Origin of the sequence: Acaryochloris sp. IP29b_bin.137 (genome assembly GCF_028285745.1) — a bacterium.
In the GTDB taxonomy this organism is placed as follows: Bacteria; Cyanobacteriota; Cyanobacteriia; order Thermosynechococcales; family Thermosynechococcaceae; genus Acaryochloris.
On record NZ_JANQOP010000140.1, the window covers coordinates 1 to 17,370 of the forward strand.

17 protein-coding genes and 1 tRNA gene are annotated in these 17,370 nt (G+C 48.6%); 7 read left to right on the forward strand and 11 right to left on the reverse strand.

Translation table 11 applies throughout. The features are described 5' to 3' along the window. Window positions 1–628: carbohydrate porin (locus Q0991_RS10720; RefSeq protein WP_299488224.1), on the forward strand; the 628-nt coding region annotated here is incomplete at its 5' end. Between the two features lie 170 nt (window positions 629–798). On the opposite strand, the gene Q0991_RS10725 is transcribed toward Q0991_RS10720, so the two are convergent. Further along, window positions 799–1,014, reverse strand: a complete 216-nt coding sequence (locus Q0991_RS10725) for a hypothetical protein (protein WP_299488225.1) — start codon at window positions 1,012–1,014, stop codon at window positions 799–801. A 253-nt stretch (window positions 1,015–1,267) separates the two neighbouring features. Here Q0991_RS10725 and Q0991_RS10730 point away from each other — a divergent pair, with 253 nt between their 5' ends. Beyond that, the gene (locus Q0991_RS10730; RefSeq protein WP_299488226.1) at window positions 1,268–1,759 is read left to right on the forward strand and encodes a GNAT family N-acetyltransferase; all 492 of its coding nucleotides are present in this window, start codon (window positions 1,268–1,270) and stop codon (window positions 1,757–1,759) included. A 19-nt stretch (window positions 1,760–1,778) separates the two neighbouring features. Here the strand turns inward: Q0991_RS10730 and Q0991_RS10735 are convergent, their stop codons facing one another. The 4 genes from Q0991_RS10735 to Q0991_RS10750 are packed head-to-tail and all read right to left on the reverse strand — an operon-like array spanning window position 1,779 to window position 7,510. Then, window positions 1,779–2,636: a DUF928 domain-containing protein gene (locus Q0991_RS10735; RefSeq protein ID WP_299488228.1), complete on the reverse strand. Its 858-nt coding sequence runs from the start codon at window positions 2,634–2,636 to the stop codon at window positions 1,779–1,781. Between the two features lie 41 nt (window positions 2,637–2,677). Continuing rightward, window positions 2,678–5,791, reverse strand: coding sequence for a CHASE2 domain-containing protein (locus Q0991_RS10740; RefSeq protein ID WP_299488229.1), 3,114 nt, complete (start codon window positions 5,789–5,791; stop codon window positions 2,678–2,680). Between the two features lie 55 nt (window positions 5,792–5,846). After that, on the reverse strand, window positions 5,847–6,824 hold the full coding sequence (locus tag Q0991_RS10745; RefSeq protein ID WP_299488231.1) for a DUF1822 family protein: 978 nt from the start codon (window positions 6,822–6,824) through the stop codon (window positions 5,847–5,849). A 23-nt stretch (window positions 6,825–6,847) separates the two neighbouring features. Next, window positions 6,848–7,510: a sigma-70 family RNA polymerase sigma factor gene (locus tag Q0991_RS10750; RefSeq protein WP_299488234.1), complete on the reverse strand. Its 663-nt coding sequence runs from the start codon at window positions 7,508–7,510 to the stop codon at window positions 6,848–6,850. 401 nt (window positions 7,511–7,911) lie between these two features. Here Q0991_RS10750 and Q0991_RS10755 point away from each other — a divergent pair, with 401 nt between their 5' ends. Then, entirely contained in the window at window positions 7,912–8,490 is a 579-nt protein-coding gene (locus tag Q0991_RS10755) for a thioredoxin family protein (RefSeq protein WP_299488235.1), read from the forward strand. A gap of 141 nt (window positions 8,491–8,631) precedes the next feature. Then, window positions 8,632–8,931, forward strand: a complete 300-nt coding sequence (locus tag Q0991_RS10760; protein WP_299488237.1) for a 30S ribosomal protein PSRP-3 — start codon at window positions 8,632–8,634, stop codon at window positions 8,929–8,931. A 190-nt stretch (window positions 8,932–9,121) separates the two neighbouring features. Here Q0991_RS10760 and Q0991_RS10765 read toward each other — a convergent pair whose 3' ends face one another. Both Q0991_RS10765 and Q0991_RS10770 read right to left on the reverse strand, forming a co-directional pair. Further along, the gene (locus Q0991_RS10765) at window positions 9,122–10,588 is read right to left on the reverse strand and encodes a hemolysin family protein (protein ID WP_299488239.1); all 1,467 of its coding nucleotides are present in this window, start codon (window positions 10,586–10,588) and stop codon (window positions 9,122–9,124) included. A gap of 65 nt (window positions 10,589–10,653) precedes the next feature. Continuing rightward, a complete protein-coding gene (locus Q0991_RS10770; RefSeq protein ID WP_299488241.1) occupies window positions 10,654–11,292 on the reverse strand; it encodes a hypothetical protein in 639 nt (212 codons plus the stop codon). A 346-nt stretch (window positions 11,293–11,638) separates the two neighbouring features. Between Q0991_RS10770 and Q0991_RS10775 the strand changes: the two genes are divergently transcribed. Then, window positions 11,639–11,711: transfer RNA gene (locus tag Q0991_RS10775), tRNA-Ile, on the forward strand. An 89-nt stretch (window positions 11,712–11,800) separates the two neighbouring features. Here Q0991_RS10775 and Q0991_RS10780 read toward each other — a convergent pair. The 3 genes from Q0991_RS10780 to Q0991_RS10790 form a co-directional block, all read right to left on the reverse strand. Next, complete coding sequence (locus Q0991_RS10780) at window positions 11,801–12,247, reverse strand: hypothetical protein (RefSeq protein WP_299488244.1); 447 nt, start codon at window positions 12,245–12,247, stop codon at window positions 11,801–11,803. A 141-nt stretch (window positions 12,248–12,388) separates the two neighbouring features. Beyond that, window positions 12,389–13,357 carry a hypothetical protein gene (locus Q0991_RS10785; protein WP_299488247.1) on the reverse strand — a complete coding sequence of 323 codons (969 nt, stop codon included), beginning with the start codon at window positions 13,355–13,357 and terminating at the stop codon, window positions 12,389–12,391. A 184-nt stretch (window positions 13,358–13,541) separates the two neighbouring features. Continuing rightward, window positions 13,542–14,048 carry a hypothetical protein gene (locus tag Q0991_RS10790; protein ID WP_299488249.1) on the reverse strand — a complete coding sequence of 169 codons (507 nt, stop codon included), beginning with the start codon at window positions 14,046–14,048 and terminating at the stop codon, window positions 13,542–13,544. A gap of 277 nt (window positions 14,049–14,325) precedes the next feature. Here Q0991_RS10790 and ispF point away from each other — a divergent pair, with 277 nt between their 5' ends. Next, entirely contained in the window at window positions 14,326–14,811 is a 486-nt protein-coding gene (ispF, locus tag Q0991_RS10795; RefSeq protein WP_299488251.1) for a 2-C-methyl-D-erythritol 2,4-cyclodiphosphate synthase, read from the forward strand. A gap of 23 nt (window positions 14,812–14,834) precedes the next feature. Further along, window positions 14,835–15,719, forward strand: coding sequence for an ROK family protein (locus Q0991_RS10800; protein WP_299488252.1), 885 nt, complete (start codon window positions 14,835–14,837; stop codon window positions 15,717–15,719). Here the strand turns inward: Q0991_RS10800 and Q0991_RS10805 are convergent. Beyond that, the gene (locus tag Q0991_RS10805) at window positions 15,693–17,360 is read right to left on the reverse strand and encodes a CTP synthase (protein WP_299488255.1); all 1,668 of its coding nucleotides are present in this window, start codon (window positions 17,358–17,360) and stop codon (window positions 15,693–15,695) included. The two genes, Q0991_RS10800 and Q0991_RS10805, sit on opposite strands and share 27 nt — an antisense overlap. Between the last annotated feature and the right edge of the window lie 10 nt (window positions 17,361–17,370).

Sequence of the window (17,370 nt, forward strand, 5' to 3'; positions counted from 1 at the left end):
TGTGAATGGGGGGCCATTCAGTGTACGCGGTCTTTTCATTGCTGCAAATGCTGCTTCTGCCACTGGCGATGACGGAGGCTTATTTGGAGATCCGTTCCAGGCTTCAGGTGAAATAGAATATTCCAGCGATTTTGGCGAGGATGACCAAAATAACTTTGCAATTCGGGCTCAATTTACCCATGCGGAAACCTACAATGTCAATCAAAACATTCTAGGTGCCAATGTTGAACTCACCTTTGGGCAGTTCGGTATTTTTGGCCGTTATGGTATTTCCATTGATCCTCAACTCACCAATGCTGGTGTTACCAATGGTTTATTTGCAGGCGTCGCCCTTCCGGCAGGTAACACTAATAGCAGCATTCAAACCTGGATGGCTGGAGTGGGGGTCAATGACCTACTGGTGCCAGGATCCCTCTTAGCTGTCGCTGCGGGTCAGCCTTTTATTGTCAATTCTGCGGATCCCAGCTATTCCACTCAAACCAATTTTGAGGCGTTTTATCGGTTTCCAGTGAACGACAACATCACTATTACACCTACTGTGATGCTGATTACCAATCCCTTTAACATCAGCAACGGCAATCCCAATGACATCATTCAAGGGTTGGTGAGAGCAACTTTCTCTTTCTAGCGCTTGCATTGATCCGTGATTCCCTCACTTACTATAAACGCCCTCCGCAGAGGGCGTTTTCCTTTTTACAGATTTCGCAAAAAAAAGGAGCGTCAGTGTAACGCCCCTAAGGTTAAATTGAAGTTTTCTAAAATTTTGTTATCTAAAAGCTTAAGGAGTTCATTCTGAGACTAAGCGCTTTGGCGAGAAACATGTTTCTCAAAATTAGCCTGAGTTTGCTGGAGCATTTCTTCTCGGCTATCCTCAGGACGCGTCAAGGTAGGAACAAGGTTCCGAGCTTGCAACGTCATATGTAGCTGTAGATGAGCGACATATTCACTTAAATCTTCTCTGGGATTAGAGTTTTTTGAAAGGGGCTGTGAGTTAAGTTGCACAGGGGTCTCCATACCGAACAAACAATCACTCAAAGGACATAAAACGAACCTACCATTCTGCCTTTACTTCCCTTGAATCTCGCAATGAAGCGTTACGACATAAGGTTATTGTATCAAGAAGTACAAAAATAGGTGTATTTTTGTTAAAAACGACTTATGCATTCCAGCAGGTTCCCTTATCAAATGGGTTGGCTCATTTGCTCCTTGGGCATCAGATAGTAAGTTGCCATTGTGCTTCGTGGATATCTAAGACATAATCATCGCTATGGATAATCGACACATTCAGTTCCGAGACGGCCTTACCCAAGCTGGGCATCCGGTTACCAATGCCGAGTTGATCAAGCTACAACGGTTGTTTCAAGTAGGGGCGTTTTGGGCGGGTGAGCGTCAGTTGGAAGATTGGGCAATTGCGATCGCACATAGTTTCCCCATTATTAGCGTCTGGGACCACCCAGAGCTCATTGGCTTTGCGCGGGCCACATCAGATGGCATTTATCGCGCCATGATATGGGATGTGGTCATTCACCCCGACTATCGCGGTCAAGGTCTAGGACGACAGCTTGTCCAAACCTTGCTGGCCCATCCTCATATGAATCGAGTCGAGCGAATTTACCTAGCGACTACCCATCAACAACGTTTTTACGAACAGATTGGGTTTGTGTGTAATTCCAGTACAACCATGGTGCTTACTCAGCAGAGAGATGCTTTGCCTGTCGCATTGGATCAGGGGCAATCAGGTGTCTGGCCAGAACAATAGGGCAAGCCTCATTCTCGTCTCAATTCCCAGCCAATGACACCTGTTGTTCGCCAGAACAACAGGGAAGTATCGGTTCCTTTGCTAATTCTGCTAAACGGATGTCCTGCAACAAAGCAGACCATTGTGACGCCAGTTGAAGATCTTGGGGGGCTTTTTGTTTCAATCCAACCAGCATAGACAAGGCGTCAAACCACAGCCCCTCCTTCAAATACAGGTCTAAGCGTTGTGAAGCAGTAGCGGTTTGCAACTGTTGGCGCAGCTTAGAGCTTAAAGCCGTCCGGTAGATTCTACCGTGAACATAATTGGTTTCATTCGGACTGAAGCGGGTCAAGAGGGTCCAAGTATAGCGTTTCCCCTCTTGCAGGGGTTCACTCGAGTTGGGAACGGGGATACGGATAAATCCTCCTTCAGTCAGGGGCAATACAAACTTAGTTTTGTAAACATAATGGTCATTCTCATCTTGCAGCACAAATTCGATAGGCAACTGAGTGGTTTTAGGCTGATTCGGCTGGCGGAATTTTGACAAATAAAACACGAATTCTGGATAATCCGCGGCGGTGAATCCCCAGATTAGTTTTCGGGTAGATGTCTCAGGCACTAAAGCCGTGAGGCGTGAAGTGGCACATTTATTTTTGGAGACCTCTGCCAGGGTTTTACATAGTGTGAACATCTTATCGCCCCGACTACTGCCTCCCTCGCGGCGCCCGGTTGGAGCACCAGGATCCTGGGGCGCCTCCGGTAGAGAGAAAGACGAGACATGATGGGGCTGATGCCTTGCCCAAGCCTCTCGAGCCCTAGGCGAGAAGCCGGATCCTGCTAGACTGAGCACGGCAAGTGCCAATGTGAGCGAGCGTAGATAAGATTGAGCAGTTGACATGAACGAAATCTCCTTCACAGAAAAGCAGGATAAATAAAACGTTAAGGGGTGGGAGGATGTTGATCCAGATCTCGTGTTCGAACCAGCAATACAACGACCGTAGCCAATCCATAGGCGATCAGGGCTGGCACAAAGGGGATTAAGGTGCCTTGTATTAATCCCCATAAGCTGATGCCTGTCAAAGAGCTGATGGCGATGACAGTGGCCACACCACTCCGAGGCGTTAACCCAAATACAATCGCCACTCCCCCTCCCGCGATGGCCCAACACCATATCCACAGAGGGGCAGCCCATTGGGGCCACATCACTAAGCTGGGACGCTGATCATCAACAGTGCTGATGATTTGGCTCACCATGTGAGCTTGCACAAATACTCCCGCTATCTTGTAAGTTGGACCAGCGCCATAGGGCGTTGACCAAAAATCACCCGATGCGCTGGACTCAACCCCCACCAACACGACTTTATCCTGAATCGCTTGAGGGTGAACCTGGCCCTTGAGCACTTGACCCACTGTCACGGTTTCGGCGATATCCTTGGGATGATTGAGAGCGCGGTAATTGAGCATGATTTGCAAGCCAGCCATCCGATGGGAAGGCATCCCGTGGTAAGCGCCCAAAGACTGTATCTTTTTGAACAGAGTCCGATGAGACCGTCCTGCGACTGCTTGTTGAACACTCAACTGCAAGGGTTGACCATCCGGCTCAGTCAGATCTAAGGATAACGCATGATTAGACTTATTCTCTTTAGGCTTGTTCTCTAAGTAATGGAAGGACAACAGGGAGGCAAACGAAAAAGTTGCCATGCAGGGAGAGGTGGGTTCATGCCTCATATGGAGGAGGTGGCGCCGCAAAATACCATCTCCATCTTCAACAAAATCAGTAAAGCCAATCCGATTGGCTGCAGCGACTTCAGGAGGAGGGGCAATGCCGACTGGATCGCTAATTGTATCACTCCCTTTACAGGGCACCACTAGTCGTTGTTCCTGGCGCAATTGCTGAGCAAGCTGAGGATACTCAGGGTCAACCGCGAAATCCCGATAAATGTCTAGGCCAATCGCTTTGGGTTTGGCCTCCTTAAGCTTAGTGAGTAATTGGGTGAGGGTTGAATCTGCTAATGAACTCCGGCGCGATTGTTCTCCTTGTGCTTGAATGTCCTCATCTTTCACTAAAACCACTAACAAACGTGGATCAGGTCCTTCGATTGGTCGGAGTCGCAGCAGCCGATCGAACGCCCACAACTCCAATGGCTGGAGTGCGCCTACCCCTCGCAGACCCATGAGTGCAGCAGTTAACAACAGGCTTATTGGCAAGATAGCTTTGATAGGTTGGCGGCACAATCGAACCATCTTCGCTGGGAATGACAGTGATGTTGCAGTTTCAGTGTCTGGTTCTGGGGCCGGAGGGGGCGGAACTGGAATCCCATTGTCCGCAGGACGAGATGCATGGGTCGGCCCGTCTGAGCGGAGTGAATGGGGAGGGTGATTATCCCAAAGAATTTCAAAAATAGGGACGGTGCCAATTCCCTTTAATGGGTGTGCAGGGTGAGTATGAATCGCAACATCGGTTAAGCCTGCATTGCGCAGCAGTACTGCGGATACTTCGGACAATAAGATTTGTCCACCATTGGCAAGATCAGAAATGCGATAGGCATAATCAACTTCTTGGCCAATGAAATCATGGTCATCCCCACTGATCAATGGACTCCCAGTGTGCATCCCAATTCTGATCTGTAATGGGCCAAACGGAGTCTCAATGGGATCGCTATCGTGGAGCTTTTGTAAAGCCATGGACCACTGCACCGCTTGCATGGCTTCAGGGAAGCTCATCAGAAAGCCATCCCCTTCTGATTTGACCATTCGACCGCCAAAGGCCGCTAAGCTGCTGATCACCCTTTGGCGGTGAGGTTGCAAAATCTTATCAAAGTATTGTTGATTACGAGTGGTAACGTCGCGTCCCGGCATGGCTTGCTTAATGGCAGTTGAATTGGCCAAGTCCGTAAAGACGATGGTGACAATTTGAGAGGCTAAGCCATTGCTGTGGCGCCAAGACGCGTACCTTCCCCGATCGCCAAGCTTCAGCCTTTCCCACGTCAAGGACACTTCTGCAGGATTCTGATAGATAATCGGTAGCCAAGTGGCACAAGGAAAATGAGGTTCAAGATCGTGTAATCGTTCACGGGCTTCGCGCACGGCTAAATGGAACGGCTGCTCCTGTGAAAAAGATGCTAGAAAATACTTGAGAAAATATTGGGCAACTTGATCCGGAACGGGTTCGCGCATAATCACCATGGCAGGTAGCTGTAGATCGGCCAACTGGTGGGCGAGCCCTAGACCATCACAAGAGTTGAAAATAGCGAGCTTCAGTCCTTTGTTAATGGCTCGTTGCAGAGAATATTTGAGTTGGTGAATGTCCAGAGCTTCATTGGCGTTCAGATAAATATGCCCCGTGTCACAGGGCTGAGAACTATGGCTATGACCTGCAAAAAACAAGATATCCCATGGCTGTTCCCACAAATGGTCTGTCAATTCCAACCGTTGAGGTTCTACTAAAAACTGCACATTGGCATCAGGCAGTTTATCCAGAACGTCTTGATCCGCTTGGGTATTGATCCCGTGACTATTCCCCAGAATGGCCAGAATATTGATTTCAGATTTGGCAGTCGAGGGATGCTGAATCCCTTCGTAAATCGGTGCGCCCAAGACGATCTCGCACTTTGCATATCGATTGAGCAGCTCCCATTGGTGCCAAGGTAAACGCTGTAATTGCCGATTATCTGTCTGGAGAATAATGCGAATTTGGTCGTCTGGTGATAGTTGCTCCAGCCATTTATCACGAACCGGACGAAAGGATTCTGCTAGCAACCATTGATTCAAGCGTATTTGGAGTGTTTCGGCAGCTTGTTCACACTGCGATCGCAGTTCCTTCCATGCCACATTGGTGATTTGTTGTTTCGGAGCCTCTAAACGCGTCGTTAAGCCTAAATTCAGATAAGCTGTCAGCCATGCTTGATAGTGTTCAGGGATATCTGGGGCTGCAGGCAACGATCCGTTCGTTTCTGCTGAAGGTCTGTCTCCTTCCAAGCCAACCTGAAAGATCACAGAAAAACCCTGTGTAAAGTGACCTTCTCCGACTCGTAAGACAACTAACTTATCCACGGCTCCTTCTCTTCTTGGCAGCGATCTCCTTTGTGGTTAGCTAGCTTGTGGGGCTTTAGATCACGAACATTTCTGAAATACTCTGATTGCATTGCTCTAAATCAACGTGGAACTGCTCACCGGTTCGGCCGCTAAATTCGAGTTGCAGATAATTATCAGCTGATCGAGATTGAGCTTCTAGGAAGGTGTTGCGTTGATGATCGAGAACTCTGAGAATCAAATTTTCGGGTAAGGATGGGTGATCACCCGCGGGTCGGAGTTGAACACATAGCATCCGTTGCTCATCCGCTTCGGTTTGCAAAAGATTCATGATCAATACCAGGGGAATCTCAGTCTTATCGGCTTTGAACTGAACTAATTTGGCACGCTTAACGCATATGGCGTTGTCATAGAGGTCGAGGGTCGACGTTGTCGCAGCACTTCTAAATTGGAAGCTAGGTTCAGGCATGGCGGGCGGTAAGAGATGGTCCACCACTTGCCAGCTTTTATCAAATACACCGTTTAACCATTGGCCTAGGTCTGTACAGAGGCTGCTCAGGGGGCCTTCGGTGTCGGCAGAGGGCATAAATTCGCTGATATGTGCGAGTAAAGATTCCAGCGGTTGTAATTGGTCAATTGGAAGATGCCCCCGGGTTGCGGTAGGCGTGAATCCCAAAATTTGGGCCTTGCGATGATTGTCCTCAATCAAAATGACGATATATCCGATGCGATCAGACCATACGTCGGGCGGCAGCACACAAGGAGAGGTTGCTGATAAAACGGGACGACACTCTAATCGACCAATGTCTGGAATCATTAAGTCGGCGACATCTGAGCAGAGTCGAATAATCGGGTTCCAACAATCACTGGCTTCTAAGCAAAAGGGAATTTCCATCAAACTCAGGTAATCCTTGACGACCCAAACGGCTAGGGTGTTGAAATACACCTGCCGTGCTTTGTCGGGGGTAGTCTGTTGCTGCCCAAATTTCTGGGCTGTTAGCCTTGCAACTTGGGTAATGGGTAAGGCTAAGGAATCGATCATCAAGGGAAGCATGTCGTCAAAATCAGGAACTTCTATTATAGATATCCTTGTGCTTGACCAAAATTACGCAAACGGGGGATGCATTGTCGTTGATAAAAACTGCTGAGGGTCGAAATGGGCAAGCCCAATTCACCGGAAATCTTCTCCCAGCTTTGTTCTGGAGGTAATCGTCTTAACAGGAGGACTTGACAAGTGACATCCGGCCGATTTTGAATGTGGGCGTTTGCAAGGTCACCTTCAGGATCCGTTTCTACCCATTGACGGGTGTTTTCCAGAATGGGTGGGGTGTCTGGGGGGGCTGCGATCGCATTTGTGATGTCTTGGTTTTTGTTAACCGCTCCGGGAGCGACTGAGGTGCAGCGAGCTAACTGTTTTTGCTGGCCGATCCGAAAGTCCTGTAGCCGCCATTTCAAATATCGATTAAGCCAAGTAATCACACTACTGCGATCCGGGTTATATTGCTCACCGGTTCCAGGCTCACAGATGTTTTGACAGAAGTAAACCCACGTTTGCTGCAACGCATCTTCGTAGTAAGGGGTATGTTCATGCCAGAGTTTATGAGAGTTTTCAATCAGCCGCACCATCTGAGTTAGACATTGCCTCCGCTTTAGATGGCCAGCAGGATATTGACGCGCTTCTAATACCAGTTCACGTAGCTGATCTTCAAGAGGTAACATTTGCTGATTCTTGAGTTGCATAGGCCACCCACCTATCCCTTTTCAGAGGTCTATCCTGGAGTTGGTCATTATAAATCTGGTATCAGGCGAAGTCGGAATGGTATCCGATGTTGTTATGACTTAACGCCCCTGGCAGAAGATAAGAAAGGATTGTCTTCGTCCACATCAGCGCTCATTGAGGTCAATTGTTAGAATGCAGGATAATTTGAACACTACAAGAAAAGGGTGGGGTGAGATGTGAGTTGAATCACTTGCTAGGTTACCAAAAGGTGTATTTTGTGTGAATTCCTCCCCCATAACTTTGTAATATCAAGATTCAGAGGGTTAAAGCCAAATTTTTTCTTGATGTTTATGTGTTTTTCTCTACCAGAGATGACTAAACTGAGGATGAGATGCCCCAATTTCACATTACTTAGCAACACATGACGTTTGAATCCCCTAATCCCCCTTCTAGTCAACAGCCTGATCCAACTCCTGTGGACCAAAGACTGAGGAATTTCCTCGTGGTAATGGTTGCGATCGCACTCAGTATCCTCCTATACATGGGGACTCGTCAGCACACTGAGCAGCCGTCTCTGTCAACCCTAGCGGCAAATTCTACCCCGCTTGAAGAAGCGTTATCTAATCACAAGCCAACCTTAATGGAGTTTTATGCCAACTGGTGCACCAGTTGTCAGGCCATGGCAGATGATATGCAAAATTTGAAAGGGCAGTTTGCTGACCAAGTCAATTTCGTAATGCTGAATGTTGACAACAGCAAATGGTTACCTGAAATTCTCAAGTTCGATGTTGATGGCATTCCCCACTTCGTGTTTTTGAACGCAGAAGGTGAGGCTTTAGCCAGTAGCATTGGTCAGCAACCCCAGCGCGTGCTCGCCGATAATTTATCAGCGCTCATAGCCAATAATGCGCTGTCTGTGCCCCAAGCTATGGGAGAAATGTCAACTTTCCAATCGTCCGTCAAAGGGGCTCAAGTTGATCCGCGGAGCCATGGTAGCTGACCCAGGTCGGCGAACTTGCGAATGACCGTAATGTCAGTTCCCATATAATCCAGCACCTTTAAAATTTTTCATAAAAATGAAGATTTATCACCTATAATGGGGGGCTGTAGTTATCAATTTTGCGTAGCTTTAGGAGGCAGATTGTCAAAGTTTATTCTTAAAGTTCTCTGGCTGGATGAGAATGTTGCCTTAGCAGTGGATCAAGTGGTGGGGAATGGGAGCAGTCCGCTCACATCTTACTTCTTTTGGCCTCGCAATGATGCCTGGGAAAATCTCAAAACCGAACTCGAAAGTAAAACTTGGATTGACGAAGTTGAACGGATCTCAATCCTCAATAAAGCGACTGAAGTCATCAATTACTGGCAAGAGGAAGGTCGTCGTCGTCCCCTCACCGAAGCCAAAGCCCGCTTCCCCGAGGTGGTGTTTACTGGCACAGCCTAGTCCATCAACCTTGCGTTACAGTTACAGTATCCGCATCCCAAGCCTGGCTTAGATTAAGGGCTGTCAGTTGTCTCTAGGTTGGCTGTATGTCTGCAAAGAGTGACAGCCGGCACCTTTTGGCATTTTCAAAGTTGACTATGAAGTCGATGGAAAAAGAGATCATGGCGTTACCTATCTCTCTAGCAACGATTTAGTTTGGGTCCGGTTCCGACCCACGACTCGGCTGAGCACTTGATGTTGTGACGTTCATACTCCCTGGTTCGAGCTTTTGAACTTGAATCTGATCTAAGCGAGGACCATCGGTAGACAGAATCGTAAACTTCAGATTGCCCAGTTGATGCACTTCGTCTTGCAGAGGGAGCTTTTGCAAATGAAAGAGGAGGAAACCTCCCAGGGTTTGGTAATCCTCAGTAATGGGTAATTTAATTCCTAGGAATTGATTCACATCATCTAAGTCTGTCTGAGCCTGGACAATAAAGGTGTGATTATCAAGTTCTTGAATGGGCGGTTCTGGCGCACTGCCAACATTCTCGTCCCCACCAATGATTTCATTGACTAAGTCATTTAAGGTGACCAGGCCAGCAGTTCCATTGGCCTCTTCTTCTCGGACCATGGCAATGTCTAAATGATATTTCTGCATGAGTTGTAACACTTCGTTGATGGGGGTGCCTTCTGGCACAAACCAAGCTGTTTGTACCCATGCTTTGATGGCCGTCTCATTTTGTAATTCTCCTTTTGCCAAAGCGACAGCTAACTCCTTAAAGCGGACAATACCGCGAATATCATCCAGCGATTCGCCAATCACAGGGTAATAGTCATGGCCGGAACGTGCGACTTCTTCCAGCAACGCTTGAAAATTAGCTGAGTCTGCAATGGCATCGATACTGGTGCGAGGAATCATGACCTCTTCCACCAAGACCTCTGCAAACTCAAATACATTCGTCAGCAGTTCACGTTCGTCAGCTTCTAAGCCAGAAGATTCAGTGGATGTTGCAATCATCAACTGTAGCTCTTCAGGGGTGACCTGGTGATACCAATCTTGGTCAGCATAGTCAACACCCACCATCTTCAATAGACAGCGAGTCGATTGGTTCAGAATCCAGATTAATGGATTGAATAATCGGGCAATGGTTAAGCTTGTGGGCCCGAGTAGGCGAGCAAGTTTCTCAGCATATAGTAGTGCTAGCGCCTTCGGGCAAAGCTCCCCCAAGATAATTTGTAGATAAGCAATGGCCAGAAAGGCGATGGGGACAGCCAGTGAATGGGCGAGGTATCCCTGGGTCGGATGGGGGAGAGAACTTTGATGTAGCCATGCAACCATTGAGACAGCAACGGTATTCTCACCAATCCAGCCTAGGGCAAGACTAGATAATGTAATCCCAATTTGAGTGGTGGAGAGTAATCGAGCAATATCTTTTTGTAGCCGCTGCACCAATTTTGCTTGAGTATCGCCCTCCTGAACCAGCTGATTAATTCTGGAACGGCGAACGGCGACAATAGAGAACTCGGCAGTTACAAAAAATGCGTTAATCACAATTAAGGCAATAATGGCTAGCAGTCGAGAACTGATTTCTGCAACCCCAAAGGAGTGAAAGTCACCTGAAGCGTCAGAAATACTGAGCTGAGCCCAGAGAAGAAACGACGGCAGTGGAGTCATAGAAAAGCTGAAATGTTGGGAGTCCTGACTAATCAGTGCAGAAGCGGGGATTGCACTGCTGCTGCCTACTCATCTAACACTGGAATATTCTGAATGTCTAATTTGACGGTTTGATCAGGATAATCATTTAAAGATAACGATATTTTCTCAACGGTTTCTGGCGGCACGTCTAAAATCTTGATCGTGCCAAAAAAGTTTTCACCCTTGGGTTTGAATTCGGTGGGTAAGCCACGAATTTCAGAAAATAGCGCTTGCCCTTGATCATCGGTAATATCTAAGAAAGTATAGACAAACTGAACAGTGCGATCGCTTGTATTTTGAAATGCAACATTCAGAATCAGCGTATCGTCTTCGCGAGATACGGATTGAACCTCAAGGTTCATGCCTTGACTCTGAACTTTTATGGGCAAAGATTTAGGCTCAGATTTATCTTTTTTGTCTTGGCTTTGAGATTTGGATTTTTCAAGGTTAGACTTCGGAGCTGTCTTTTTCTTCTCTTTGGCTGTATTAGCTCCGCTTGTTTGAGACCTTACTTTTGCAATTAAATCTTTTTCATTGAGAAAATCGGCACCTTGTCGAGGCCGGCGATCTAAATCACTAGACTCTTTTAGAAACGGGTTGGTCGCGGGTTGCGTGATACCTTTCAAAGATTGACGAGCAAAAGCGTAGCCAACGACACCACAGACAGAACCAACGACTAGCATCAATAGGAGCAGCAAGACAGTGCGCTGAATTGAAGGGTCAATTCTGAATCGACGGGTAGGATTAGGCTTAGATGGTTTTGCGATTGCCAAGGTTAACTGTCTCAACCATAAAGTAGGAAAGCACTCCAATGGTAAAGAAAGCAACGCAAGCGAACAATTTCGTACGTATGGCAACCTTACGCAAGAAGCGCTATCAGATTTAGTATTACTATAGCTTAGGCCATTGCTCAGTTGAGAGTGTTATATTCGTCTTGGTATTTTGCCTGGGTTCAACAGTAGGGGGTTCATCCTGACTCATTTAGCTTACTTACAGGCTTGTAAGAGGTTGTATCCGCCATGATTTCCACCAGGGTTGGCCGAGCGGTTGAGGCAGCGAACTCATAATTCGCCTTAGGCAGGTTCAACTCCTGCACCCTGGATTAGTGGTTAGCAATAATATTGCTAAACCCCCAGCTTCCACTGCGAAAGCTGGGGGTCATTCTTGGTGAAATGTTGATAAGCAGTTAGATTACCACAGCGCAGGTACGGCAGGCGCTGCTTGAGGGATATATTGTGACGCAGGAGCAGGTTCAGAGTTGCCAATTCCCGATAGACTCTGGAGTTCCAATAAAGAGGTTGCGTAGGGGTTCGCTAGGTCACGTGTTCTGACGGTTGGAAAGTCGTCATCTTGCTGTTGAAGTAAATCTTTATATATGACTTCTATCCGCTCAGCTGAATCGCGAATCACTCCCTCAGGGGTTTCAACGCTAAATGCAAAGTTGGCATCTCCGCCCAAATCTTCGTCTGCCCAGTAACTATCTAGATTAGATTGCCGATCGAGGGTTTCCGAGATGGTGGATTGGTGCAATGGTTGCTCTGAAGGATCAACTTCCTGAGCGACAGCAAGGCCCTGTCCAGCCAGAAGCAAGGTGGCTAGCGCGATTCCCCCACTCCAATGTTTGAAGCTCAAACCCATGCTACTTATCCTTAACAATAAATTTTTGTCTGATATGTCCTAGTTTACCCACTTTTACCCAGAACTTACGCTATTGCAACTGTTCTTGGAGGCGGTGGATATATCTGCGGAATGAGCAGCCCTTCGTTGTCTGCGTCGTATTTAGGGGCGAATAGGGCCATTGTAAGTGACCGTAACACTGCTATTCGGCATCACGGTGACCACGGATTCTATGGTTGGGTGACGATACCCGGGGGCTCCTCCCAGAAATCTGAACGTGATGCTTCCATCTTGATTTTTTTGATGTGGAGTACTAGCTGCAGGGCCGAACATCGAGGGCTCAGGTCGATACTGGGCTAAACCTCCGTTAGCGTTGATAGCGGCTTGTCTCGCTAAGTTTTTGGCCCGGGAGAGAAATAAATCGGCGGCAAAACCATTATTTTGAATTGCCAAGGGTAAGGTCCGCCTTGGGCTTTGGCGAGGAACTGCCTGGGGAGTCGTAGGCGGTTGAGGTTGTGCAGAAATCGGTGGCAAGGCCTGACTAGGCGTGGACGCTGGCTGCCGACTCTGCAACCCAGGAGCGCTGGGTGCTGTTGGCGGAAAAACTTGTGAGGGGCTTGGCTGAGGAGCAGTGGGCAGTGGTCGTTTGGTGCTGGGGATTAAAACAGGTGTTTCTAGCGGGTGGGTCAGCCGAGCGGACGGTTGTGGGGGCCATTGAGTTGGGGAGGGGGTGGGTTGAACGGTGGCCAAGGCAACAGAGCGGAGTGGGCCGTTGTATTGGAGGCGGACAGTCCCCTGAGGGGTAACGGTAGCAATGGTTTCAACGGAAGGGGTAACAAAGCCAGGTGCCCCGCCTTTGAACGTAAACGTGATGCTACCATCTGAGTTTTGCTGGTGAGGTGCATTGACAGCAGGTCCATACATGGCAGCCTCCGCACGATAAAATTTAAGGCCACCATTTTGTCGTTCTGCTGCCTGTCTCGCTAGGTTCTTTGCTCGGGTTAAGAAAAAGGGATCCGCTGCTTGAGACGGAGGGTTGATGGAGGATGGCTGTGCATAGACCGATACAGGACCGATTCCCAAGCAAAAAGGAATGAGCAAAACCTTTGAGAGACCCACAAACTGCTGCATAGACATCATCTTTAAGAGAGATAAGCAAAACGATCTGTCCTCATATGGACAGATAGTAGACATAGATTATCGTCAACGTTCCTTATACATCTGATCGGGCGATGCCTCAAGGCTATCGGTCCTCAAGACGATTGATGAATGTTGATCGATTTGCCCCAAGGGTTAAAGAGCCAGGCCAAGCAGGCTATTCAACTAAATCTTGGATTTGGTCGATAATTTGGGATGGAACTTGAGGAATAGGATCTGGGGCTGTAGCGGGCTCGGGCTCGGGCTCGGGTGGCTGAGCGGCTGCGGGACGGATTGGACCGTTGTAGCCTAGGGTAACGATGCCTGCAGGAGAAACGGTAGCCACTGTTTCTAGCGTAGGGGTCACAAATCCCGGAGCGCCCCCTTTGAATGAGAAGGTCACGCTGCCATCATCGTTTTCCACATGTGGGGAATCAATGGCGGGACCATACATTGAAGCTTCGGCGCGATACTGACTGAGGCCACCGTTTTCTCGCTCTGCGGCTTGCCGAGCCAGATTCTTAGCGCGAGTCAAAAAGAACGGGTCTGCCTTGACGGCGTCTTGAGCGATTAGCAGGGGTTGGGAAAAGTGGGCGCGAGAGACCGTTTCTTGGGCATTGAGCGCTGGAACAACCGCTAAAGGCGTTAAAAGGATGGATGAAAACACCAGAAATTTTTGCATCATTGGTAATTTGAAAAACAATAACAGTAACTTTAGGGGAACTGGGTTGATAGGTTGGTTGGGCATAGCATCGTGAATGCTTAGACGGTTTCTCTGTGAGCCTGTTCCAATCTTTTGGGGTGATTGGAGCGAAACGATAATGGGAAGTGGATAAGTAGGGGGGGACCTCAAACAATGATGCTTTTGCAACCAAACGGCTATTTCTGGGAAACAAAAGCTGTCGCCATAGTATGGTACGAGAGTACTGAGTCATTTTTCAATTTATTCCCGTAACAAGACTATGACATCCATCCGCATTGGTAATGGTTACGATATCCATCAACTGGTGGAAGGGCGCCCGTTGATTTTAGGAGGGGTCCAAATTGAGCATTCCCTGGGATTGAAAGGCCATAGTGATGCGGATGTGTTGACCCATGCGATTATGGATGCTCTGCTAGGAGCCCTGAGTTTAGGGGATATTGGTCATTATTTTCCACCGACCGATCCACAGTGGGAAGGGGCAGACAGCCTTAAACTGTTGGAGCAGGTTCATCAATTGATTCGGGAGCGAGGGTGGCAAATCGGTAACATTGACTCGGTGGTGGTAGCAGAGCGGCCCAAGCTTAAACCTCATATTGAAGCGATGCGCGATCGCATTAGCCAAGTCTTAAATCTCAACCCAGAATTAATAGGTATAAAAGCCACCACCAATGAGAAGCTCGGACCTGTAGGACAAGAGCAGGGTATTTGCTCCTATGCAGTCGCACTATTGACCTCTGTTTCGTAGATGGGGTTTGGGTAAGATCTGCGATGGCCGACAATCTGGTATTGGGGATTGACTTAGGAGGGACAGCAATTAAGCTGGGCTGTTGTAGCCCCCAAGGCACTTGTGTGCGCTCGATTACGGTGCCGACGCCACAACCCTCTACACCGGAGCCAGTAGTGGATGCGATCGCAACAGCAGTTCACACCTTAGATCCTGATAAAACCCTACCCGTGATTGGTATTGGCATGCCAGGACCGGCTGACAATACAGGCCGTATTGCTAGGGTCTCTATTAACTTGGATGACTGGTTAGATGTGCCCTTAGCTGAGTGGATAGAGGATAAAACGGGACGACCCACCACCATTGCGAATGATGCTAATTGCGCAGGACTCGGTGAAGCCCTCTATGGAGCCGGACAGCCCTTTCAGAATTTGATTATGCTCACTTTAGGTACAGGGGTAGGCGGTGCCATCATTATGGATGGCGAGCTGTATACCGGGCGAGATGGGGCAGCCGGGGAATTAGGACTGATTACCCTTTGGCCGGATGGTCCCCCCTGCAATAGCGGCAATAATGGTTCATTGGAGCAATTTGCGTCGGTGCGCGCCATTCGCCGAGACCATCAGTGTGAACCCCATGAATTGGCAGCGCGAGGAGACGACGCTGCGATCGCATTTTGGCAAGACTATGGTCGGAACTTGGGTGCTGGATTGGCCAGCCTGATTTATGTGCTCACCCCTGAAGCAGTGATTTTAGGGGGTGGGATTGCAGCGAGTACTGAACTATTTCTACCCTGGGTGCAAGCAGAAATTGAGCGTCGGGTGATGCCAACGTCTCGGGAAAATTTAGTAATTCTGCCTGCTGCTTTAGGTAACCAGGCGGGGATGATTGGAGCCGCTCAACTAGCTCGACAGCGATTCGGATACTAAGGGTTCCGAAGAAGGACTTTCATGATGATTCGCATGATTACCGTTAGCTGCTAGACAGGCATCGACTAATCCGGCAAAAAGAGGATGGGGGTCATTGGGGCGAGACCGAAACTCGGGATGGAATTGAGTGGCAATAAAGAAGGGATGGGAGGGGAGTTCAATCATCTCGACCAGGCGACCGTCAGGAGAGGTCCCGCTAACTACATAGCCGGACTCTAAAAATAAGGGCCGATAAGCGTTGTTAAATTCATAGCGATGCCGATGGCGCTCATACACGATCGTCTCCTGGGGATACAGCCGAGCTGCTAGGGTATCGGGGACGAGACGGCAAGGATATAAGCCCAACCGCATGGTCCCTCCCAGGTCCACCACATCTTGTTGCTCAGGCAAGAGGTTAATAACAGGGTTGCGCGTGTCTGGATTAAATTCAGCACTGTTCGCATCACTTAAGCCAGAAACATGACGGGCCCATTCAATGACCGCACACTGCATGCCCAAACAGAGTCCTAGAAAGGGAACTTGATGGTCGCGAGCATATTGAATGGCTGCAATTTTGCCATCAACACCCCGAATACCAAAACCGCCGGGAACGATAATGCCAGCCGCGCCTGCTAAATATCGATCCGGGCCATGGGCTTCGATGTTTTCTGAATTTACCCAGCGAATCTGAACGGCAATCCCTTGAGCAACGGCAGCATGTTGGAGAGACTCTACGACGGATAAATAGGCATCACTGAGCTGCACATACTTTCCGACTAACGCAATTTCGATGGTCTGCGAAGGATGATCGAGCTGATTAACCAGGGCTTGCCATTGCGTCAGATCGGGCTGTCGCTGTTCTAAATGCATAAACTTGAGAACCTGCTGGGCTAACCCTTCCTGTTCCAGAATGAGGGGGACAGCGTAAATACTGCTGGCATCTTGGGAGGTGATCACCGCCTCGACGGGGACATCACAAAATTCGGAGACTTTCTCTTTGATGCCTGCGGATAGAGGCCGATCGCAGCGACAAACGAGAATATCGGGCTGAATACCAATGGATCGGAGTTCCTTAACGGAGTGCTGGGTGGGTTTAGTTTTCATTTCCCCTGCTGAAGGGATCCACGGCATCAAGGTGACGTGGGTATAGAGGATATTGTCCCGGCCCACATCTTTGCGGAACTGGCGGATGGCTTCTAGAAACGGTAAGGACTCAATATCGCCCACCGTACCGCCAATCTCAGTAATCAGAACATCGGGAGTTGCCTGCTTCGCCACCCGCATAATGCGGTCTTTTATCTCGTTAGTAATATGCGGGATTACTTGGACTGTACCCCCTTCATAGTCACCCCGCCGCTCTTTATTTAGAACGGATTGGTAAATCGAACCCGTGGTAACGCTATTCAACCGGGACATGGCTGTATCGGTAAAGCGTTCGTAATGGCCTAAATCCAAATCAGTTTCCGCACCATCATCGGTGACGAAGACTTCACCATGCTGAAATGGGCTCATGGTCCCTGGATCAACGTTGATATAGGGGTCAAGCTTCAAAATGGAGACGGAGTAGTTGCGAGATTTAAGCAGCCGTCCCAAGCTGGCCGCCACAATCCCTTTGCCAATACTGGAAACTACGCCACCGGTCACAAATACGAACTTTGTCATGGCTTTCCCT